Origin of the sequence: Bacillus sp. FSL R7-0685 (assembly GCF_038002425.1) — a bacterium.
Lineage (GTDB): Bacteria > Bacillota > Bacilli > Bacillales > Bacillaceae > Bacillus > Bacillus subtilis.
This window is the reverse complement of the sequence record NZ_JBBOCN010000001.1, coordinates 2,764,167-2,784,790: the sequence shown is the minus strand read 5'-3', so window position 1 is coordinate 2,784,790 and position 20,624 is coordinate 2,764,167. Positions and strand designations below refer to the sequence as shown.

The 20,624-nt window shown below is 46.3% G+C and carries 19 protein-coding genes; 13 read left to right on the top strand and 6 right to left on the bottom strand.

The window, feature by feature from the left end; all coding sequences use genetic code 11:
* Nucleotides 1-7: 7 nt before the first annotated feature.
* The 4 genes from MKY50_RS14595 to sspI all read right to left on the bottom strand — a co-directional run bounded on the left by MKY50_RS14595 (nucleotide 8) and on the right by sspI (nucleotide 4,244).
* Nucleotides 8-1,342, bottom strand: a complete 1,335-nt coding sequence (locus MKY50_RS14595) for a (Fe-S)-binding protein (protein WP_167408344.1) — start codon at nucleotides 1,340-1,342, stop codon at nucleotides 8-10.
* Nucleotides 1,339-2,751, bottom strand: a complete 1,413-nt coding sequence (glcD, locus tag MKY50_RS14590) for a glycolate oxidase subunit GlcD (protein ID WP_144531090.1) — start codon at nucleotides 2,749-2,751, stop codon at nucleotides 1,339-1,341. The genes MKY50_RS14595 and glcD overlap by 4 nt, the downstream gene beginning before the upstream one ends.
* A gap of 102 nt (nucleotides 2,752-2,853) precedes the next feature.
* Nucleotides 2,854-3,960 carry a CdaR family transcriptional regulator gene (locus MKY50_RS14585; RefSeq protein WP_004398908.1) on the bottom strand — a complete coding sequence of 369 codons (1,107 nt, stop codon included), beginning with the start codon at nucleotides 3,958-3,960 and terminating at the stop codon, nucleotides 2,854-2,856.
* A 68-nt stretch (nucleotides 3,961-4,028) separates the two neighbouring features.
* Entirely contained in the window at nucleotides 4,029-4,244 is a 216-nt protein-coding gene (sspI, locus tag MKY50_RS14580; protein ID WP_003229525.1) for a small acid-soluble spore protein SspI, read from the bottom strand.
* Nucleotides 4,245-4,362: 118 nt separating this feature from the next.
* Here sspI and MKY50_RS14575 point away from each other — a divergent pair, with 118 nt between their 5' ends.
* On the top strand, nucleotides 4,363-5,109 hold the full coding sequence (locus MKY50_RS14575) for a TrmH family RNA methyltransferase (protein ID WP_003246182.1): 747 nt from the start codon (nucleotides 4,363-4,365) through the stop codon (nucleotides 5,107-5,109).
* Between the two features lie 66 nt (nucleotides 5,110-5,175).
* On the opposite strand, the gene MKY50_RS14570 is transcribed toward MKY50_RS14575, so the two are convergent.
* Nucleotides 5,176-5,382 (bottom strand): hypothetical protein, encoded by a 207-nt coding sequence (locus tag MKY50_RS14570; protein ID WP_004398812.1) that lies wholly within the window; start codon nucleotides 5,380-5,382, stop codon nucleotides 5,176-5,178.
* Between the two features lie 81 nt (nucleotides 5,383-5,463).
* On the opposite strand from MKY50_RS14570, the gene pheS reads away from it, so the two are divergent.
* Nucleotides 5,464-6,498, top strand: a complete 1,035-nt coding sequence (gene pheS / locus MKY50_RS14565; protein WP_003229529.1) for a phenylalanine--tRNA ligase subunit alpha — start codon at nucleotides 5,464-5,466, stop codon at nucleotides 6,496-6,498.
* A gap of 15 nt (nucleotides 6,499-6,513) precedes the next feature.
* Entirely contained in the window at nucleotides 6,514-8,928 is a 2,415-nt protein-coding gene (gene pheT, locus MKY50_RS14560) for a phenylalanine--tRNA ligase subunit beta (protein WP_033882916.1), read from the top strand.
* 35 nt (nucleotides 8,929-8,963) lie between these two features.
* Here the strand turns inward: pheT and rnhC are convergent, their stop codons facing one another.
* Complete coding sequence (rnhC, locus tag MKY50_RS14555; protein ID WP_015251512.1) at nucleotides 8,964-9,902, bottom strand: ribonuclease HIII; 939 nt, start codon at nucleotides 9,900-9,902, stop codon at nucleotides 8,964-8,966.
* A 133-nt stretch (nucleotides 9,903-10,035) separates the two neighbouring features.
* Here rnhC and zapA point away from each other — a divergent pair, with 133 nt between their 5' ends.
* The 10 genes from zapA (at nucleotide 10,036) to etfA (ending at nucleotide 20,569) form a co-directional block, all read left to right on the top strand.
* Entirely contained in the window at nucleotides 10,036-10,293 is a 258-nt protein-coding gene (gene zapA, locus MKY50_RS14550) for a cell division protein ZapA (RefSeq protein ID WP_003229534.1), read from the top strand.
* A gap of 6 nt (nucleotides 10,294-10,299) precedes the next feature.
* A complete protein-coding gene (locus tag MKY50_RS14545) occupies nucleotides 10,300-10,833 on the top strand; it encodes a CvpA family protein (RefSeq protein WP_003229537.1) in 534 nt (177 codons plus the stop codon).
* Nucleotides 10,834-10,906: 73 nt separating this feature from the next.
* The gene (polX, locus tag MKY50_RS14540; RefSeq protein WP_015384310.1) at nucleotides 10,907-12,619 is read left to right on the top strand and encodes a DNA polymerase/3'-5' exonuclease PolX; all 1,713 of its coding nucleotides are present in this window, start codon (nucleotides 10,907-10,909) and stop codon (nucleotides 12,617-12,619) included.
* Nucleotides 12,620-12,639: 20 nt separating this feature from the next.
* Complete coding sequence (locus MKY50_RS14535) at nucleotides 12,640-14,997, top strand: endonuclease MutS2 (protein WP_021480271.1); 2,358 nt, start codon at nucleotides 12,640-12,642, stop codon at nucleotides 14,995-14,997.
* Between the two features lie 14 nt (nucleotides 14,998-15,011).
* Complete coding sequence (locus MKY50_RS14530; RefSeq protein ID WP_003237674.1) at nucleotides 15,012-15,416, top strand: DUF350 domain-containing protein; 405 nt, start codon at nucleotides 15,012-15,014, stop codon at nucleotides 15,414-15,416.
* A gap of 189 nt (nucleotides 15,417-15,605) precedes the next feature.
* Entirely contained in the window at nucleotides 15,606-17,288 is a 1,683-nt protein-coding gene (lcfA, locus tag MKY50_RS14525; RefSeq protein ID WP_080529640.1) for a long-chain-fatty-acid--CoA ligase LcfA, read from the top strand.
* Between the two features lie 104 nt (nucleotides 17,289-17,392).
* Nucleotides 17,393-17,977 carry a fatty acid metabolism transcriptional regulator FadR gene (gene fadR / locus MKY50_RS14520; protein ID WP_014477593.1) on the top strand — a complete coding sequence of 195 codons (585 nt, stop codon included), beginning with the start codon at nucleotides 17,393-17,395 and terminating at the stop codon, nucleotides 17,975-17,977.
* Nucleotides 17,978-17,991: 14 nt separating this feature from the next.
* The gene (locus tag MKY50_RS14515) at nucleotides 17,992-18,768 is read left to right on the top strand and encodes an enoyl-CoA hydratase (protein WP_128993259.1); all 777 of its coding nucleotides are present in this window, start codon (nucleotides 17,992-17,994) and stop codon (nucleotides 18,766-18,768) included.
* A gap of 14 nt (nucleotides 18,769-18,782) precedes the next feature.
* On the top strand, nucleotides 18,783-19,556 hold the full coding sequence (gene etfB / locus MKY50_RS14510) for an electron transfer flavoprotein subunit beta (protein WP_014480500.1): 774 nt from the start codon (nucleotides 18,783-18,785) through the stop codon (nucleotides 19,554-19,556).
* Nucleotides 19,557-19,591: 35 nt separating this feature from the next.
* Nucleotides 19,592-20,569, top strand: a complete 978-nt coding sequence (gene etfA, locus MKY50_RS14505; protein ID WP_341116872.1) for an electron transfer flavoprotein subunit alpha — start codon at nucleotides 19,592-19,594, stop codon at nucleotides 20,567-20,569.
* Nucleotides 20,570-20,624: the final 55 nt, after the last annotated feature.

Below are 20,624 nucleotides of genomic sequence, written 5' to 3'. Positions count from 1 at the left end.
GGCTTTCTCATGATGTTTTGTGCCCGGCTGCTTCCAATAGCAAATCAGCCAGGTGAACGGCTCTGACTTTACCGCTTAGTCCTTCGCGTTCAATGCCGAGCTTCATCTGCAGCAGGCAGCCGGGATTTGCTGTTACAATGAGGATCGCTTCGGTTGCTTTGACGGCAGTCATTTTGCTGTCCAGTATTTTCATAGACATTTCAGCTTCGACGATGTTGTAAATTCCCGCTGACCCGCAGCAGCTGTCTGCTTTCTCCATTTCTTTGAATTCCGCCCCTTTGATGCTTTTAAGAAGCTGGCGGGGCTCGAGTGACGTATGCATCACATTTCTTAGATGACATGAATCTTGGTAGGTAACGACCTGAGGCGTCTCGAGTGCTAGATCCATTTGATGGAAATCGAGTTCAACCAAAACAGAAGAAAAATCCTTCAGCTTTTGAACAAACGCAGCAGCCCGTTCCGACCATTCCGGGTCATCCTTCAGCAAATGATCATATTCAGTGAGAAAGGCTCCGCATCCTCCTGCGTTTGTAATGACAGCATCAACGTCTAACGCTTCAAAAGCAGCGATATTTTGTTTCGCGAGCTCTTTCCCTGTGTTTTTTTCACCGCTGTGTCCATGAAGCGCCCCGCAGCAAGCCTGTTCAGGAGGAATGACAATGTCGCAGCCTGCCAGCTGTAAAAGCTTCAATGTGGCGTTATTGGTCGGTAAAAACATTGTATCCATTAAGCAGCCCGAAAAAAAGGCGACCCGTTTTTTCATGGGGCCAATGGACGGCAGGAAACGCGGCCGATGTTTCATGTCTTTGCTTTTTGGAACATCAGGAAGAACAGCTTCCATCGTCCGCAAATGCTCAGGCAGGACCCGAAGCATACCGGTTTTACGCACAGCGGTTTGCAGTCCTGACCGCTGATACAAACCGATAAGGCTTACAGCTGAGCGCATGCGGTTTTGATGCGGAAACAGCTCGTGAAAAGCCGTCTTTCGCATGACACGTTCACCAAGCGAGTGTTTTTTATTTTGGTGGATAATATCTCTGGCTTCTTCAAGCAGCTGCCCGTATTTCACGCCAGACGGGCATACAGGCTCACAGGCACGGCAGCCGAGGCAAAGTGACAGCGACCGTTCGACATCTTCATCCGGTTCAATCATACCGTCGGCTACGGCTTTCATTAAGGCGATGCGCCCACGCGGAGAGTGTGTTTCCTGAAATCCCGATTCGATATAGGTCGGACAGGAAGGAAGACAGAAGCCGCAGCGCATACAATTTAATAACTCTCCTTCATCCATACGCTCTTTAAATTCATTTTGGATCTGTTTCATTTCTTTTTCTGTTGTCATCTTTCCGCCACCACACGTTTTCTGGCATCTTTCGCAAACATTTTGCCGGGATTTAATATGTTCCGGGGGTCAAATGCCGCTTTCAACGCTTTCATCGCATCAATGCCTTCTTTTTTCAGCTTCATTTCCAAGTAAGGCGCTTTCATTTCCCCGACTCCGTGCTCTCCGGTTATCGTCCCGCCAAGTTCAATCGCTTTCTCAAAAATCTCGGCAAAAGCCTGTTCGACACGTTCCATTTCATCCTTATTTCTTATGTCTGTCGTGCATGTCGGGTGAAGGTTCCCGTCTCCCGCATGACCAAAGGTGCAGATGGAAATATCATATTTAGCAGCAATATCATTAATCGCTTTAACCATATTGGCTATTTCTGAGCGAGGAACGGTCGCATCCTCTAAAATCGTCGTCGGTTTGAGGCGGGCTAGGGCAGAAAGTGCAGAACGCCGGGCTTCAGTCAGGGCAAACGCTTCCTCCTCTGTTTGTGCGGTCTGAACGGAAACGGCGTCGCCTTTTTTGCAGATCGCCTCAATCTTTTCCATATCCCGTTCAACAGTTTCAAATGGCCCGTCTTGTTCAATTAACAGAACTGCTTTTGCGCTTGTCGGAAGTCCGATTTTGGCATAATCCTCAATCACCAATAGTGTAGGCTGATCGAGAAATTCAAGCGTAGCGGGTATAATTTTTGCGGCAATAATGTCCGATACCGTTTGAGCAGCGGCATCGATGTTTTCATAAAGGGCAAGCAGCGTCTTCTTTGTTTCTGGCTTTGGAACGAGCTTGACGATTGCCTCTGTCACAATGCCGAGTGTTCCTTCTGAGCCGACAAAAAGACGTGTGAGATCGTATCCGGCCACATCCTTTGCGAGTTTTCCGCCGGTGCGGATGATGTCACCATTTGCGAGCACAACCTCCAGTCCAATAACATAGTCGCGGGTGACGCCGTATTTTAATCCGCGGAGCCCGCCGGAATTTTCATTGATGTTTCCGCCCATGGTTGATATTTTCATAGAACTCGGGTCAGGCGGATAAAATAAACCTTTGCTTTCAACCGCGCGGATCATATCCAGCGTAATGACGCCCGGCTGAACTGTGGCAGTTAAATTTTCTTCATCAATTTCAAGAATCTGGTTCATGTGCTTAAAGAGAAGCACAAGTCCGCCTTCAGTCGGGCACGTGCCGCCGCACAGGTTTGTCCCTGATCCTCTTGGAACGATCGGCACTCGATGTTCGCTGCAAATTGTTAAAATGCGTGATATTTCATCAGTATTCCTCGGAGCAATCACGGCATCAGGCATAGACTGATACTGAGGCGTCGCATCATATGAATAGACGAGACGGCCGGCATTCGAGTCATCAAAGTTTTCTGGTCCGGAGACCTGAATCAGCTGCTCCTTTACATCCTTGGTGATCATTTCACCCATCCCCCTGTCAAAAAACGCTTTCAATCTATTGTAAAAGAAAAAAAGCAAAGCCTTCCATGGAGAAACATACAAAAAATGAAACTGAAACTCTCTCTATTTTGTATCTTGATCTAAAAAATAGAGGGCGACGTACATCGTGACGACGTCCTCGGTACGGTCAAAACGTAATCCCGTCAGCTGTTCAGCCTTAGCCAGACGATAACGCAATGTATTGATGTGTATATGCATGTCTTCAGCGGTTTGTTTCAAAGACAAATCGTGATGAAAGAAAGTCCGTATCGTATTCATAAGTTCCTGATGCTCTAGCGCCTTTCCTAATACTCTTTGCGGAAATTCGTTTCGGGTTCCCGGGCTGATCTCCGTCAGACACATATCAAGCTTCAGATCCTCTTCAAATATGGGCGTTTTTCGCTTAAGGCTGACAGCCAGCGCTTTTTCCGCTTGCTCGTATGAATCTGTCAGGCTGGAGCTTGCGACAGCCCTTCCGGCGCCAGCTGCTGTATATTGGCTGCTTGCGGTATTGGCAAACGAACAAATGTGAAGGATTTTCCGTAAAAGCCGATCCCTTTGTTCATGCTGCGGCACTTCATGATTAATCAAAATCCGTTCATTTCCCCACCTGATGAACAAATCCGCAGGGTACGAGGATTTCCAGCTGCGTGCCATTTGTTCAATATCATGAGGTGACCACTCATACCCCTGAATAAGAATCATTTGGCGCCGGGAAGAAAGGTCAACACCAAGAAGCTGAGCTTTCTCAAGAAAACTGGGAGACCACTCCTTTAATTGCAGCCAATCGATCATAAAGGACTCCAGCATTCTCTCACGCCACTGGGATTGCTCTAAGTGCCGCGATTCCTTAATGAACAGTTCTGTCATTTTTCGAAGCAGTTCTCCGAATGGCTGAATCTCTGCAGGCTCACCTGTCAGCCCGAAGACGGCAATCACATCATGGTCAAAAAATACAGGGAGGTTTATGCCTGCTTTCACTCCTTTTAACCTTGTTTCATCTTCTTTTGTAATAATCACGCTGCGTCTTTCTTTTGCGCAGATAAGCGCTCCCTCATGAAATTGTCCGACACGCTCATCGTTTGTGCCTGCCATAATAAGACCGTCCGTGTTTACAATAATGACTTCACGTTCGTACATTTTTTTAACTTCAGCAATAATTTTTTTCGCTAATAACGGCTGTAAAAACATGGCGTTCCCCCTCATCATGTTTTTATTATATAAGAAAAAAACCGGGCGCTGTCACCCGGTTTCATGTCTTATTCGGCGGGTTTTAATCCGCCTTCAAGCGTTTTCAGCATTTCGTTTTTCTCACTTTCGGATGCGTGCTGCCAAATGACTTCGAATAAAACGCCGAGCCCTGGAAGCATTTTTTCTTCACCGCTTTGAATCGCATCTACGATTGTATGCTCAAGCTGCTCCTGATTATTGCCGGTGACATTGGCAATGACGGCATGACGTAAATTAAGATCCATGTAAAACGCTCCTTTTTCTAAAATGTAATACGTATATTCTAACCCTGCACCTGGTTTATTATGTGCTGTTCTTGCGATATAATAACATCATGTTAAAAAAAGGAGCGCCACATAGACAGTGAAACAAATAGAATCGGCAAAAAACCAAAAAGTGAAGGATTGGAAAAAGCTTCACACAAAAAAAGAACGAACAAAAACAAATACATTTCTGATAGAGGGAGAACACCTCGTTGAAGAGGCGTTGAAAAGCCCGGGCATTGTGAAAGAAATCCTTGTAAAGGATGAAACGAGGATTCCTTCAGATCTTGAGACTGGTATCCAGTGCTATATGCTGAGTGAAGATGCGTTTTCAGCTGTGACTGAAACCGAAACGCCGCAGCAGATTGCCGCTGTGTGCCATATGCCTGAAGAAAAGCTGGCAACGGCACGCAAGGTGCTGCTGATTGACGCTGTTCAAGATCCGGGAAACCTTGGCACAATGATTCGAACGGCTGATGCGGCCGGTTTGGATGCGGTTGTACTCGGTGACGGCACGGCGGACGCCTTTAACGGAAAAACACTGCGATCTGCTCAAGGATCTCACTTCCATATTCCTGTTGTGAGAAGAAACCTGCCTTCATATGTGGACGAATTGAAGGCAGAGGGCGTAAAAGTATACGGCACGGCGCTGCAAAACGGAGCGCCTTACCAGGAGATTCCTCAGTCTGAATCCTTTGCGCTCATTGTAGGAAATGAAGGTGCAGGGGTGGATGCTGCATTGCTGGAAAAAACGGATTTGAACCTGTACGTGCCGCTTTACGGACAGGCTGAATCACTAAACGTTGCGGTTGCGGCTGCCATCCTCGTGTATCACTTGCGAGGATAGTGTTGCGCCAAGCGTTGGATTTCTCTATAATAGAACATAATATTTCAAAAACCGTGACAGAGGACCTCAATTTCTGATCAACTGCTTTCCAGGGAGAAAATGCCGCTGACTGAGAGCATTTTTAACGCAGCCGGAAATTGGCTTCACCTCTTGAGTTGTCGCCGGGACCGCGTACACTGCGCGTAAAGGTGAACCGGAATCTGATTCCGTTATGTCAATGAAGCTGACGACAGCATCAGTCTGTCTGAAATAAGGGTGGTACCGCGGCCACAACTCGTCCCTTGTACAAGGGACGGGTTTTTTTTATTTTCCAAAGACATATGACGGTTTGTTTACATAAAAGGAGGATGCAAAATGGAAGAAAAGCTAAAACAGCTGGAACAAGAAGCTTTAGAACAAGTAGAAGCGGCAAGCTCATTGAAGGTTGTCAATGATATTCGGGTGCAATATCTCGGAAAAAAAGGGCCGATTACAGAAGTGCTGCGCGGAATGGGCAAGCTTTCTGCTGAGGAACGTCCAAAAATGGGGGCGCTCGCGAACGAAGTAAGGGAGCGTATTGCCAATGCGATTGCTGACAAAAACGAGAAGCTTGAAGAAGAGGAAATGAAACAGAAGCTTGCAGGACAGACAATTGACGTCACGCTGCCGGGGAACCCTGTTGCAGTCGGCGGCCGCCATCCGCTCACTGTTGTCATTGAAGAAATTGAAGATTTATTTATCGGTATGGGCTACACAGTCGAGGAAGGGCCAGAGGTTGAAACGGATTACTACAACTTCGAATCGCTCAATCTTCCGAAAGAACACCCTGCGCGCGATATGCAGGACAGCTTTTACATCACAGAGGAAACTTTGATGAGAACGCAAACTTCTCCTGTCCAAACACGGACGATGGAAAAGCATAAAGGCAAAGGTCCCGTTAAAATCATTTGCCCGGGTAAAGTATATCGCCGTGATAACGATGATGCGACGCACTCTCACCAATTTATGCAAATTGAAGGGCTTGTCGTTGACAAAAACATCAGCATGAGTGATTTAAAAGGAACGCTTGAACTCGTTGCGAAAAAAATGTTCGGGCAAGACCGTGAAATCAGACTCCGCCCAAGCTTCTTCCCGTTTACTGAGCCTTCAGTAGAAGTGGATGTGACATGCTTTAAATGCGGTGGAAACGGCTGCTCAGTATGTAAAGGAACAGGCTGGATTGAAATCCTCGGTGCCGGAATGGTTCACCCGAACGTGCTTAAAATGGCTGGCTTTGATCCGAAGGAATATCAGGGCTTCGCATTCGGAATGGGTGTTGAGCGCATCGCGATGCTGAAATACGGCATTGATGATATCCGCCACTTCTATACAAACGATGTCAGATTTATTTCGCAGTTTAAACAGGCGTAAGAGGAGGATGCAAGGATGTTTGTTTCTTATAAATGGTTAGAGGATTATGTTGATTTAAAAGGCATGGACCCGGCTGTTCTTGCTGAAAAAATTACAAGAGCCGGTATTGAGGTTGAAGGAATTGAATACAAAGGAGAAGGCATCAAAGGCGTTGTCATCGGCCATGTGCTGGAGCGCGAGCAGCACCCGAATGCTGATAAGCTGAATAAGTGCCTTGTGGATATCGGAGCTGAAGCCCCTGTACAAATCATTTGCGGCGCGCCGAATGTGGATAAGGGACAAAAAGTCGCAGTTGCAACAGTCGGAGCGGTGCTGCCGGGCAATTTCAAAATCAAAAAAGCCAAGCTTCGCGGTGAAGAATCAAATGGCATGATCTGTTCCTTACAGGAGCTTGGTATCGAAAGCAAACTTGTGGCGAAGGAGTATGCAGAAGGCATTTTCGTATTCCCTAATGACGCTGAAACAGGAAGCGATGCCTTAGCGGCTTTACAGCTTGACGATGCGATTCTTGAGCTGGGTTTAACGCCAAACCGCGCGGATGCCATGAACATGCTTGGTGTTGCTTACGAGGTTGCCGCGATTTTAGACACTGAGGTAAAGCTTCCGCAAACGGATTACCCGGCTGCTTCAGAACAAGCGTCTGATTACATTTCAGTCAAAATTGAAGATCAAGAAGCGAACCCGCTGTACACTGCAAAAATCATTAAAAATGTCACGATTGCTCCGTCACCGCTTTGGATGCAGACAAAGCTGATGAATGCAGGCATTCGTCCGCACAACAACGTCGTTGACATCACAAATTTTGTCCTGTTGGAATACGGACAGCCGCTTCATGCGTTTGATTATGACAGATTTGGCTCTAAGGAAGTCGTAGTAAGAAAAGCAGCTGAGAATGAAATGATCGTAACTCTTGATGATCAAGAACGTAAGCTGTCCGCCGATCACCTTGTCATTACAAACGGAACGAAAGCGCAGGCCGTTGCGGGTGTCATGGGAGGAGCAGAGTCAGAGGTTCAGGAAGATACGAAAACGATTTTGCTTGAGGCTGCGTATTTCAATGGGCAGACGGTTCGCAAGGCTTCCAAAGACCTTGGTTTGAGAAGTGAATCAAGCGTAAGATTTGAAAAAGGAATTGATCCGGCGCGCGTACGTCTTGCAGCAGAACGGGCTGCGCAGCTGATCCATCTGTATGCCGGCGGTGAGGTGCTTGCTGGAACAGTTGAGGAAGATCACCTGACAATCGAAGCAAATAACATTCACGTATCTGCTGACAAAGTGAGCAGCGTTCTAGGCCTGACGATCAGTAAAGAAGAACTGATCAGCATTTATAAACGTCTCGGTTTTACGGTCGGTGAAGCGGGTGAACTTCTCGTTGTGACTGTCCCATCACGCCGCGGCGACATTACAATAGAAGAGGATTTAATCGAAGAAGCGGCAAGACTGTACGGCTACGATAACATTCCGTCTACGCTTCCTGAGACAGCGGGGACTACAGGCGGATTAACGGCATATCAGGCAAAACGCCGTAAAGTCAGACGCTTCCTTGAAGGCGCAGGCTTATCACAAGCCATCACTTACTCACTGACAAACGAGAAGAAAGCGGCAGCGTTTGCGATTGAAAAATCACTGAATACTGTGCTTGCGCTTCCAATGAGTGAAGAAAGAAGCATTCTCAGACACAGTCTTGTTCCGAATCTGCTTGATTCTGTTTCTTACAACCTTGCGAGGCAGACTGACTCAGTTGCACTGTACGAAGTTGGCTCCGTTTTCCTGACGAAGGAAGAGGACACAAAACCTGTTGAAACAGAACGCGTAGCAGGAGCTGTTACCGGATTATGGCGCAAACAGCTATGGCAGGGAGAAAAGAAACCAGTTGATTTCTTTGTTGTCAAAGGAATTGTGGAAGGGCTGTTAGACAAACTCAACGTCCTAGAAAGCATTGAATTTGTACAGTCTGAACGCAAACAGCTGCATCCGGGCAGAACAGCGAACATTTTATTGAATGGTTCTCTGATCGGCTTCATCGGCCAAGTCCATCCTTCATTGGAAAAAGAACTGGATATAAAGGAAACATACGTATTTGAGCTCGATCTTCATGCGTTGCTCGCAGCAGAAACAGCACCTCTTGTTTACACGGCGATTCCGAAATATCCGTCTGTGACACGTGATATTGCTCTTGTAACAGATAAAACCGTCACAAGCGGACAGCTCGAGAGCGTCATTAAAGAGGCCGGGGGCAAGCTTCTGAAAGAGGTAACCGTATTTGACGTATACGAAGGAGAGCATATGGAGGAAGGCAAGAAGTCAGTCGCTTTCTCACTCCAGTATGTCAATCCTGAACAAACACTGACTGAAGAAGAAGTGACAAAGGCGCACAGCAAAGTGCTGAAAGCGTTAGAAGACACATATCAAGCTGTTTTAAGAGGCTGATAAAAAAGCTTGCAGAGAAATCTGCAAGCTTTTTTCTATGAGCGTTTTTTATCAGCAAGGCGCTGCGCTTTTTGCGTATTGGCGAAATGGAGTTTTGTAAAGGTTCTGAGTGCAGATGCCCCTTTTTTGAGGATCAGCTTGGCGGCCGCTTCATCAACGTGCGGACCGGCTCCTTTCGGAAGTGTCATTCCTGCCTCGCGTGACAGTTTATCCATTTCCATTAAAAATGAATATCTTGCAATGATTGAAGCAGCGGCGACAGCCAGGTGAATACCTTCAGCTTTTGTGCTAAAATAGGTCCGCTCCTTCACAATGTCTCTGCCCTTTAAATGATTGAAGTAGACGCCTGGCTCAGCGAATTGGTCAATCAAAATGGCCTCAGGCTTTATTCCATCCATTTTCCTTAATAAATGGGTGATCGCCTGATTGTGCAGCAATGCTTTCATTTTCCCTTGGCTCATGCCTTTTTCCTGCATGCTGTTATACTTTTCATTTTTTAAAACCAGCAGGCTATATGGAATAGTTTTGATCAGGTTTCGGGCAATCTCGATGATTTGCGGATCTTTTAAATCTTTAGAATCCTTAACACCGAGTTCCTTCATTAAAGGAAGCATGGTTTTGTCGACGTACGCGCATACAACCGTCATTGGGCCAAAGTAATCTCCGGTTCCGACTTCGTCAGAACCGATAACAGACATTCCGGCGATATCTGCCGGAGGGGCATAGCGGGGATCAGCCGGCTTTTTGGCCATTTTCTTCTTTTCCGGCTCTGCTGTTCCCCAGCGCGCGGATTCTGCCGCTGCGTTTTTGCCTTGAAACAAGACCTTGCCGGATTGATATGCTGTAATGGTACAGCCGGGCGGTTTCGCCTGAAAAACGGCTCCCTGCGGAACAGAGGCTGTAAGCGAACCGCTGTATGTCATTTTCATTTGGTCAATAGCAGACAACGATACTTTTATCACTGAATGGGACACGTAATAATCTCCTTTTTTTACACTTTTCGCTGTATATACCAGTGTATCATAACAGCGGGAGGCTCGTCTTTCCATTCATTTAATAAACGTGTTATGATAAGAACTAGGATTCTCGCGGAATGGAGGAGAAACGTTGTCTGACGGCAAAAAAACAAAAACAACCGTTGACATTTACGGCCAGCACTTCACGATTGTCGGTGAAGAAAGCAGAGCCCATATGAGGTATGTCGCCGGAATTGTTGATGATAAAATGAGAGAAATCAATGAAAAAAATCCATACCTTGATATAAATAAACTTGCAGTGCTGACAGCGGTAAATGTGGTGCACGATTATGTCAAATTACAAGAGAAATGTGAAAAACTGGAGCGTCAGCTTAAAGAAAAGGATTGAACAACTATGCTAGATATCATCATCTTAATCTTGCTCCTGATGGGGACTTTACTGGGGTTAAAACGCGGTTTTATCCTGCAGTTTATCCGCTTGACGAGCTTTATTTTATCAATTGCCTTTGCGGCTTTATTCTATAAAAACGTGGCACCGCATTTACATTGGATTCCCGCACCCGATTTTTCAGCGGGACAGCCGGCTCTTTCTTTTTTTACGGGGAATTTGGAAGCAGCGTACTATAATGCGATTGCGTTTATCGTTTTATTTATCATTGCTAAAATCTTACTGAGAATCATCGGCTCGTTCCTGAGTATTGTAGCCGGCATTCCGGTGATTAAACAAATCAACCAGATGCTGGGAGCCGTTCTCGGTTTTCTAGAAGTCTATTTATTTACATTTGTGCTGCTGTATGTCGCATCCGTTCTGCCGGTAGACGCGTTGCAGCAAATGATGGGGCAATCGTCTCTCGCAAATGTGATCATTAACCATACACCGTACTTGTCAGGGCTTTTACAAGAGCTGTGGACACAGTACGGGGCATAAAAAAACTTCTCTTGTCCGGAGAAGTTTTTTTCAAGTATGATGGAAACATATGTGAACGTCTGGGGGTTATGATATGCATAAAAAAGATATTATCCGGCTGCTTGAAACCATTGCAGTCTATATGGAACTCAAAGGGGACAACCCGTTTAAAGTATCCGCCTTCCGAAAAGCGGCGGCAGCTCTGGAACAGGACGACCGAAGCTTATCAGAAATGGACGATATGATGTCGCTGTCCGGCATTGGAAAAGGAACGTACAGCGTCATTAAAGAGTATATAGATGAAGGAAAGTCAAGCACGCTCGAATCGCTTCAGAAAGAAGTGCCGGAAGGACTCGTGCCTTTATTGAAGCTGCCGGGGCTCGGCGGCAAAAAAATCGCAAAGCTGTATAAAGAGCTCGGCGTACACGATGCAGAATCTCTGAAGGAAGCCTGTGAGCAGCAAAAGGTCCAGGGTCTTGCGGGCTTCGGCAAAAAATCGGAAGAAAAAATATTACAGGCGCTCGGGGAAGCCGGAAAACAGCCTGAACGGTTCCCGATCGGCTACGCCCTCCGGATCGCGCGGGAAATTGAGGAGCATCTTTCTCAATTTACGCATATCATCAAATTTTCTCGTGCCGGAAGTCTCCGCAGAGCGCGGGAAACGGTGAAGGATCTGGATTATATCATTGCTACAGATCATCCGGCTGAAGTAAGAGAGCAGCTTCTTGAGCTGCCAAACATCAAAAGCGTGATCGCAAGCGGAGATACGAAGGTGTCCGTCATCCTTTCCTTTGAATATGAAACAAGCGTCGATTTCCGTCTTGTGACGGAAGAGCAGTTTCCGACAACCCTCCATCATTTTACGGGATCAAAGGATCACAATATTAAGATGCGCCAAATCGCCAAAGAACGCGGCGAGCGGATCAGTGAATACGGCGTTGAGACAGTTGAAACCGGAGAGATCAAAACATTTCCGAGTGAACGTGAATTTTATGCGCACTTCGGCCTGCCGCTGATTCCGCCGGAAATTCGTGAAAGCGGACAGGAAGTGGAAACCTACAGCGACAGCATTGAACTGATAGAGCCCGGGCAAATCAAAGGTGATCTCCACATGCACTCAACGTGGAGCGATGGCGCATTTTCGATCAGAGAGATGGCTGAAGCCTGCATCAAAAAAGGCTATCAATACATGGCGATCACCGATCACTCACAATATTTAAAGGTCGCCAACGGGCTTACTGCAGAAAGACTTAAGCAGCAGGCAAAAGAAATTGACGCGCTGAATGCAGAGTTTGAAAACTTCCGTATTTTGAAAGGCGTTGAGATGGATATCCTGCCTGACGGTACGCTCGATTATGATGACGATGTGCTTGCGGAAATGGATATCGTTATTGCATCGATTCATTCCAGTTTTAATCAGCCGGAACACGTGATTATGAAACGGCTTGAGACGGCACTGACAAACAAGCATGTTGACATTATCGCACACCCGACCGGGCGCCTTATCGGCAGACGGGCCGGTTACGAAATCGATATTGATCAGCTGATTGAGCTTGCGAGGAAAACAAATACGGCGCTTGAACTCAACGCCAACCCTGCGCGCCTTGATCTGCGCACAGAGCATTTAATGAAAGCAAACGAACAAGGGGTTACATTGGTGATTAATACTGATGCCCATAATATTGAGATGTTAGACGATATGAAAACTGGCGTTACTGCCGCGCGCAAAGGATGGACGGAAACGAAAAACGTTCTGAATGCCCGGTCGCTTAAAGACGTAGAGGCATTTCTGAAGCGCAACGATTAAGTAAGGAGGCTCACACAATCGTGCAGCAAAAAGTATTATCAGCTCTTGAATTTCATAAAGTGAAAGAACAGGTTATTGGGCATGCCGCTTCATCGCTCGGAAAAGAAATGCTTCTCGAGCTTAAGCCTTCTGCTTCTATAGACGAAATCAAAAAACAGCTGGATGAAGTAGACGAAGCTTCTGACATTATCCGGCTGAGAGGGCAAGCGCCATTTGGCGGCCTTGTAGATATCAGAGGAGCGTTAAGACGGGCGGAAATCGGCAGCGTTCTCAGTCCTTCTGAATTTACTGAAATCTCAGGCCTGCTTTATGCAGTTAAACAAATGAAACATTTTATCACCCAAATGGCTGAAGACGGTGTCGACATTCCGCTGATCCATCAGCATGCTGAACAGCTTATCACGCTGTCCGATTTAGAGCGGGACATTAATTCCTGCATTGATGATCACGGAGAAGTGCTTGATCATGCATCGGAAACATTAAGAGGAATCCGCACACAGCTCAGAACACTCGAATCAAGAGTCAGAGACCGGTTAGAGTCGATGCTGCGTTCCTCTTCCGCTTCGAAAATGCTGTCTGATACGATTGTTACGATTCGGAATGACCGCTTTGTGATCCCGGTCAAACAGGAGTACAGATCCAGCTATGGAGGAATTGTGCACGACACCTCATCCTCTGGTGCGACACTATTCATTGAACCGCAGGCGATTGTAGATATGAACAATTCCCTTCAGCAGGCGAAAGTGAAAGAAAAGCAAGAAATTGAACGGATTTTGCGTGTGCTGACAGAGAAAACGGCAGAGTATACAGAGGAGCTATTTCTAGATTTGCAAGTGCTGCAGACGCTTGACTTTATTTTTGCAAAAGCTAGATATGCAAAAGCGGTTAAAGCGACAAAACCGATTATGAACGACACCGGCTTTATCCGTTTGAAAAAAGCCCGCCATCCATTGCTTCCGCCTGATCAGGTTGTTGCCAATGACATCGAGCTTGGCCGCGATTTTTCAACCATTGTCATCACAGGGCCAAACACCGGGGGGAAAACAGTCACCCTTAAAACGTTAGGCCTGCTAACCTTAATGGCGCAGTCAGGTCTTCATATCCCGGCAGATGAAGGGTCAGAAGCGGCAGTATTTGAGCACGTATTCGCTGATATCGGTGATGAACAGTCGATTGAGCAAAGTTTAAGTACGTTCTCATCCCATATGGTGAATATTGTCGGCATTTTAGAACAGGTCAATGAAAACAGCCTTGTGCTTTTCGATGAACTTGGTGCAGGGACAGATCCGCAGGAGGGGGCGGCCCTCGCCATGAGCATCTTGGATGACGTGCATCGCACCAATGCACGAGTGTTAGCTACGACGCATTATCCGGAATTGAAGGCGTACGGCTATAACAGAGAAGGCGTCATGAATGCCAGCGTTGAATTTGACATCGAAACGCTGTCACCGACCTATAAACTTTTAATTGGTGTGCCGGGTCGAAGCAATGCTTTCGAAATTTCAAAACGCCTCGGGCTCCCGGACCATATCATCGGGCAGGCGAAGTCAGAAATGACGGCCGAGCATAACGAAGTCGATACGATGATTGCGTCGCTGGAACAAAGCAAAAAACGTGCGGAAGAAGAGCTTTCTGAGACAGAATCAATCAGAAAAGAAGCGGAAAAACTGCATAAAGAGCTGCAGCAGCAAATCATCGAGCTTAACAGCAAAAAAGACAAAATGCTTGAAGAGGCAGAACAGCAGGCTGCTGAAAAAGTAAAAGCGGCAATGAAAGAAGCCGAGGACATTATTCATGAATTGCGCTCCATAAAAGAAGAACACAAATCCTTCAAGGATCACGAGCTGATTAACGCGAAGAAACGGTTAGAAGGCGCTATGCCGGCTTTTGAAAAGTCCAAGAAACCGGAGAAGCCGAAAGCGCAAAAACGCGACTTTAAGCCTGGCGACGAGGTGAAAGTCCTCACTTTCGGGCAAAAAGGAACATTGCTCGAAAAAACAGGCGGCAATGAATGGAATGTCCAAATCGGTATTTTAAAGATGAAAGTAAAAGAAAAAGATCTGGAGTTTATCAAATCAGCTCCGGAGCCAAAAAAAGAAAAAATCATTACAGCGGTCAAGGGAAAGGACTATCACGTATCGCTTGAACTTGATCTCCGCGGCGAACGCTATGAAAATGCCCTAAGCCGGGTTGAAAAATACTTGGATGATGCGGTGTTAGCCGGATATCCAAGAGTGTCAATCATCCACGGAAAAGGAACCGGCGCTTTAAGAAAAGGCGTACAGGATCTTCTGAAAAACCACCGCAGCGTCAAAAGTTCCCGTTTCGGTGAAGCAGGTGAGGGAGGATCAGGCGTTACGGTTGTTGAACTAAAATAAAAGGGAGTATGGCCATGAGTGATTTTTGGGAAAACGAGCTTGTGGAAATCGCGGCATATTACAGTGTCGCGGTTCTCTGCCTCGTCCTCTTTTTGACTGTGTTTGAGCTGGTGACGGCTTATAAAAACTGGGAAGAGATTCAAAAAGGAAATCTTGCGGTGGCAATGGCGACCGGCGGAAAAATTTTGGGGATCGCAAACGTATTTCAGCATTCCATCTCTCAGCATAATTCGCTGCTGCAAATGATCGGCTGGGGCGTTTACGGGTTTGTTATGCTTCTGATCAGCTACTTTATTTTTGAGTTTTTGACTCCGCGGTTTAAAATTGATCAGGAAATCGAAAATGATAACCGGGCTGTCGGCTTTATTTCATTTGTCATTTCTGTCGGGCTTTCATTTGTGGTGGCAGCCGGAATATAAGGGGACGGAGAATAAATGGAAAAGCTTGCAAAAGTACTGCTCGCCGCGGCGGGAATCTTTTTGTTAATTGGTCTTATATATCTGTTCATATTATGAGAAAAAGAAAGATTTACCTTTCTTTTTCTTTTTTTTGCCGTCCATCTGCTATAATGATAAGGTGGAACTCTAAAATCGAAAGGGGGAGGTTTTATGCAGTCTCAAAAGCCGTGGCTTGCCGAGTATCCCAACGATATCCCGCATGAGCTCCCGTTGCCGAATAAAACCCTGCAATCCATCCTGACAGACTCCGCCGCACGATTCCCTGATAAAACCGCAATATCGTTTTATGGAAAAAAACTCACCTTTCATGACATTCTGACGGATGCTCTTAAACTTGCAGCTTTTTTGCAGTGCAATGGCCTGCAAAAAGGAGACAGAGTGGCTGTTATGCTGCCCAATTGCCCGCAAACAGTGATTTCTTATTATGGCGTCTTGTTTGCCGGTGGCATCGTGGTGCAGACGAATCCGCTTTATACCGAGCATGAGCTTGAATACCAGCTTAGAGATGCTCAGGTAAGTGTAATCATCACCTTAGATTTGCTTTTTCCGAAGGCAATAAAAATGAAAACGTTATCAATAGTTGACCAGATTTTGATAACCAGCGTAAAAGACTATTTGCCTTTTCCGAAAAATATTCTTTACCCGCTGACGCAAAAACAAAAAGTGCATATCGACTTTGACAAAACAGCTAACATTCACACGTTCGCTTCCAGTATGAAGCAGGAAAAAACTGAACTCCTGACAATCCCGAAGATCGATCCTGAGCATGATATCGCTGTCCTCCAGTATACCGGAGGAACAACCGGAGCTCCAAAAGGGGTCATGCTCACGCACCAAAATATTTTGGCAAATACTGAAATGTGCGCCGCTTGGATGTATGACGTGAAAGAAGGCGCTGAAAAAGTGCTGGGCATCGTTCCATTTTTTCATGTCTACGGACTGACGGCAGTCATGAACTATTCGATTAAACTAGGCTTCGAAATGATTCTTCTTCCTAAGTTTGATCCGCTCGAAACACTGAAAATCATCGACAAACACAAACCGACGCTCTTTCCTGGCGCACCGACAATTTACATTGGCCTTTTGCATCACCCTGAATTGCAGCATTATGATCTGTCATCCATTAAAAGCTGTCTTAGCGGATCAGCCGCGCTCCCCGTGGAGGTAAAGCAGAAATTTGAAAAGGTGACTGGCGGAAAGCTTGTGGAAGGCTATGGTTTGTCTGAGGCATCCCCAGTGACGCACGCCAACTTTATCTGGGGAAAAAACAAGCCGGGCAGTATCGGCTGTCCTTGGCCGAGTACGGACGCTGCGATCTATTCTGAAGAGACGGGTGAGCTTGCTGCTCCGTATGAGCATGGAGAAATCATTGTAAAAGGTCCGCAAGTCATGAAAGGATACTGGAATAAACCAGAGGAAACCGCCGCAGTGCTGAGAGATGGCTGGCTGTTCACCGGGGACATGGGCTATATGGATGAAGAAGGCTTTTTCTATATTGCTGACAGGAAGAAGGATATCATCATTGCCGGCGGTTACAATATTTACCCGCGTGAGGTAGAAGAAGCGCTTTATGAACATGAAGCCATCCAGGAAATAGTTGTCGCAGGCGTTCCCGATTCCTACAGAGGAGAAACAGTAAAAGCATTTGTCGTATTAAAGAAAGGCGCAAAAGCCGATGCAGAAGAACTGGACGCTTTTGCGAGATCACGTCTAGCTCCCTATAAGGTGCCCAAAGCCTATGAGTTCAGAAAGGAGTTGCCGAAAACGGCGGTGGGAAAAATTTTAAGAAGGCGTTTACTTGAAGAAGAAACCGAAAATCATCATATCAAATAAAAAAAGAGAACGCCTATGAATAAACTTGACAAACCTGAAAATCCTTCTTATCATGAAATTATGAATGAATAGTCATTCATTTCTATAGGAAGGAACGATGAACATTGAAGCAAAAACGGCCAAAGTATATGCAGATTATTGATGCAGCAGTAGAAGTCATTGCAGAAAACGGCTACCACCAGTCACAGGTATCCAAAATTGCCAAACAAGCCGGGGTAGCGGACGGCACCATCTATCTCTATTTTAAAAACAAAGAAGATATTTTAATTTCTCTTTTCAAAGAAAAAATGGGTCAATTTATTGAGCGGATGGAAGAGGACATTAAAGAAAAAGCAACAGCGAAAGAGAAATTGGCGCTTGTGATTTCAAAGCATTTTTCCCTTTTAGCGGGTGACCATAATCTCGCAATTGTCACGCAGCTTGAGCTCCGCCAATCCAACTTGGAGCTGCGCCAAAAAATCAACGAAATATTAAAAGGCTACTTAAATATTTTGGATGGCATTTTGACGGAAGGCATACAATCAGGCGAATTAAAAGAAGGCCTCGACGTCCGCCTCGCCCGGCAGATGATTTTTGGAACGATTGACGAAACCGTGACAACATGGGTGATGAATGACCAAAAGTACGATCTTGCTGCGCTTTCAGACAGCGTTTTAGAATTATTGGTGTCCGGAATTCATAATAAGTAAAGGAGTTCTGTCCTATGAATGCAATATCACTGGCAGTTGATCAATTTGTGGCAGTTTTGACGATTCACAATCCGCCGGCAAATGCGCTTTCCAGCCGGATATTAGAAGAGCTGTCTTCCTGTCTTGATCAATGTGAGACAGATGCAGGCGTACGAAGCATTATCATTCACGGCGAGGGAAGATTTTTCTCAGCCGGCGCTGATATTAAAGAATTTACATCGCTTAAAGGCAATGAGGATTCCTCATTGCTCGCTGAGCGCGGCCAGCAGTTAATGGAGAGAATCGAAAGCTTTCCAAAACCGATTATCGCAGCGATTCACGGCGCTGCTCTCGGAGGCGGGCTGGAGCTTGCGATGGCCTGTCATATCAGAATCGCAGCAGAAGATGCTAAGCTGGGGCTCCCGGAGCTTAATCTCGGTATCATTCCGGGTTTTGCGGGGACACAGCGCCTTCCGAAATATGTCGGTACAGCCAAAGCACTGGAGCTCATCGGATCAGGAGAACCGATATCCGGAAAAGAAGCGCTTGATCTCGGACTTGTCTCAATTGGAGCGAAAGATGAGGCAGAAGTGATTGAAAAAGCAAAAGCACTTGCCGCTAAGTTTGCAGAGAAAAGCCCGCAAACGCTGGCATCTTTGCTTGAACTTCTTTATTCCAACAAGGTGTATTCCTATGAAGGCAGCTTAAAGCTTGAAGCAAAGCGATTTGGGGAAGCATTTGAGTCAGAGGACGCCAAGGAAGGCATCCAGGCATTTCTCGAAAAAAGAAAGCCTCAGTTCAAAGGCGAATAAAAGGGGATATGATCATGAATCTATTTGTACTGATGAAACGAACGTTTGACACAGAAGAAAAAATCGTCATTGAAACAGGAAAGATTCAGGATGACGGAGCGGAATGGATCATTAATCCATATGATGAGTACGCGATAGAAGAAGCCATCCAGCTGAAGGAAAAGCATGGCGGCACGATCACCGCTGTCACGGTCGGCGGTGAAGAAGCGGAGAAAGAATTGCGTACGGCGCTTGCCATGGGTTGTGACCAAGCTGTTTTAATCAACATAGAAGATGATCTTGAAGAACCCGACCAATATTCCATTTCTCAAGTTTTATACCACTATATGAAGGATCAGGAGTTTGATTTGATTCTCGGCGGAAATGTTGCCATTGACGGAGGATCAGGACAAGTGGCGCCTCGGCTTGCCGAGCTACTGGACATTCCGTGTATCACTACGATCACCAAACTCGAAATCAACGGCACTGATGCAGAAGCAGAAAGGGACGTCGAAGGGGATGTTGAAAAAATCAAAACGACGCTCCCATTGCTTGTCACAGCTCAGCAGGGCTTAAACGAGCCGCGCTATCCATCGCTTCCGGGAATTATGAAGGCTAAGAAAAAGCCGCTTGAAGAGCTTGAACTTGATGATCTTGACCTGGACGAAGAGGATGCCGAACCAAAGCTGAAAACCATTGAACGTTTTCTGCCGCCGAAAAAAGAAGCCGGGAAGCTTCTCCAAGGTGAGCCTGCTGAACAGGCAAAAGAGCTTGTTTCATTGCTCCGCAGCGAAGCTAAAGTCATTTAAAGCTTGGACATTCAAAGAAACAGGGGGATGTTAGAATGGGAAAAAAAGTGATCGTGCTTGGAGAAATACGCGATGGGGAATTGCGGAATGTCACCTTTGAAGCAATAGCTGCAGGACGAACCATTTCAGGAGATGGGGAAGTCATCGGTGTTCTCATCGGTGAAAATGTACAAAGCATTGCACAAGAGCTTATTCATTACGGAGCAGATAAAGTTCTTACCGCTGAGGACCCGAAGCTGAAAACATACACGGCAGACGGGTACAGCCAGGTCATGAGAGGTGTTATCGAGCAAGAAAATCCTGATTCAGTCATCTTCGGGCATACGGCAATGGGCAAGGATCTTTCACCGAAGCTTGCTGCCCGGCTGCAAACAGGCTTAATTTCTGATGCTATAGATGTAAGCGTTACCGGAGGGAATGTTGTGTTCACACGGCCGATTTACTCGGGGAAAGCTTTTGAACGCGTCATTTCAACCGATCCGATGATCTTTGCAACAATTCGCCCCAATAACATTCAAGCTTCAGAAAAAGACACCAGCAGATCGGGGAGCATCGAAAGCATTGATGTTTCTCTTACTGACCTCCGCACTGTTATCCAAGAGGTCGTGAAAAAAACAGCTGACGGCGTTGATCTCTCCGAAGCAAAAATTATCGTTGCGGGCGGCCGAGGAGTCAAAAGCAAGGAGGGATTTCAGCCTCTGCAGGAGCTTGCAGAGGTGCTAGGGGCCGCAGTCGGGGCTTCTCGCGGGGCATGTGACGCTGATTATTGCGATTACGCTCTTCAAATCGGGCAGACGGGGAAAGTCGTCACTCCGGATTTGTACATTGCATGCGGCATTTCCGGTGCCATCCAGCATTTGGCCGGCATGTCAAACAGCAAGGTGATCGTCGCCATCAATAAAGATCCCGAAGCCGATATCTTTAACATAGCGGATTACGGCATCGTCGGTGATTTATTTGAAGTTGTCCCGTTATTAACTGAGGAATTCAAACAGTTGAATATACACTCATAAAGGAAATCCCGGACTTTAAAAGTCCGGGTTTTTATATTTGTAAATACATACGTAC

Excerpts from the sequence above, each read along its gene's own strand:
- MKY50_RS14595 (WP_167408344.1), bottom strand. The coding sequence starts at position 1,342 with ATGACAACAGAAAAAGAAATGAAACAGATCCAAAATGAATTTAAAGAG.
- glcD (WP_144531090.1), bottom strand. The coding sequence starts at position 2,751 with ATGATCACCAAGGATGTAAAGGAGCAGCTGATTCAGGTCTCCGGACCA.
- MKY50_RS14585 (WP_004398908.1), bottom strand. The coding sequence starts at position 3,960 with ATGTTTTTACAGCCGTTATTAGCGAAAAAAATTATTGCTGAAGTTAAA.
- sspI (WP_003229525.1), bottom strand. The coding sequence starts at position 4,244 with ATGGATCTTAATTTACGTCATGCCGTCATTGCCAATGTCACCGGCAAT.
- pheS (WP_003229529.1), top strand. The coding sequence starts at position 5,464 with ATGGAAGAAAAGCTAAAACAGCTGGAACAAGAAGCTTTAGAACAAGTA.
- pheT (WP_033882916.1), top strand. The coding sequence starts at position 6,514 with ATGTTTGTTTCTTATAAATGGTTAGAGGATTATGTTGATTTAAAAGGC.
- MKY50_RS14545 (WP_003229537.1), top strand. The coding sequence starts at position 10,300 with ATGCTAGATATCATCATCTTAATCTTGCTCCTGATGGGGACTTTACTG.
- polX (WP_015384310.1), top strand. The coding sequence starts at position 10,907 with ATGCATAAAAAAGATATTATCCGGCTGCTTGAAACCATTGCAGTCTAT.
- MKY50_RS14530 (WP_003237674.1), top strand. The coding sequence starts at position 15,012 with ATGAGTGATTTTTGGGAAAACGAGCTTGTGGAAATCGCGGCATATTAC.
- lcfA (WP_080529640.1), top strand. The coding sequence starts at position 15,606 with ATGCAGTCTCAAAAGCCGTGGCTTGCCGAGTATCCCAACGATATCCCG.
- MKY50_RS14515 (WP_128993259.1), top strand. The coding sequence starts at position 17,992 with ATGAATGCAATATCACTGGCAGTTGATCAATTTGTGGCAGTTTTGACG.
- etfB (WP_014480500.1), top strand. The coding sequence starts at position 18,783 with ATGAATCTATTTGTACTGATGAAACGAACGTTTGACACAGAAGAAAAA.
- etfA (WP_341116872.1), top strand. The coding sequence starts at position 19,592 with ATGGGAAAAAAAGTGATCGTGCTTGGAGAAATACGCGATGGGGAATTG.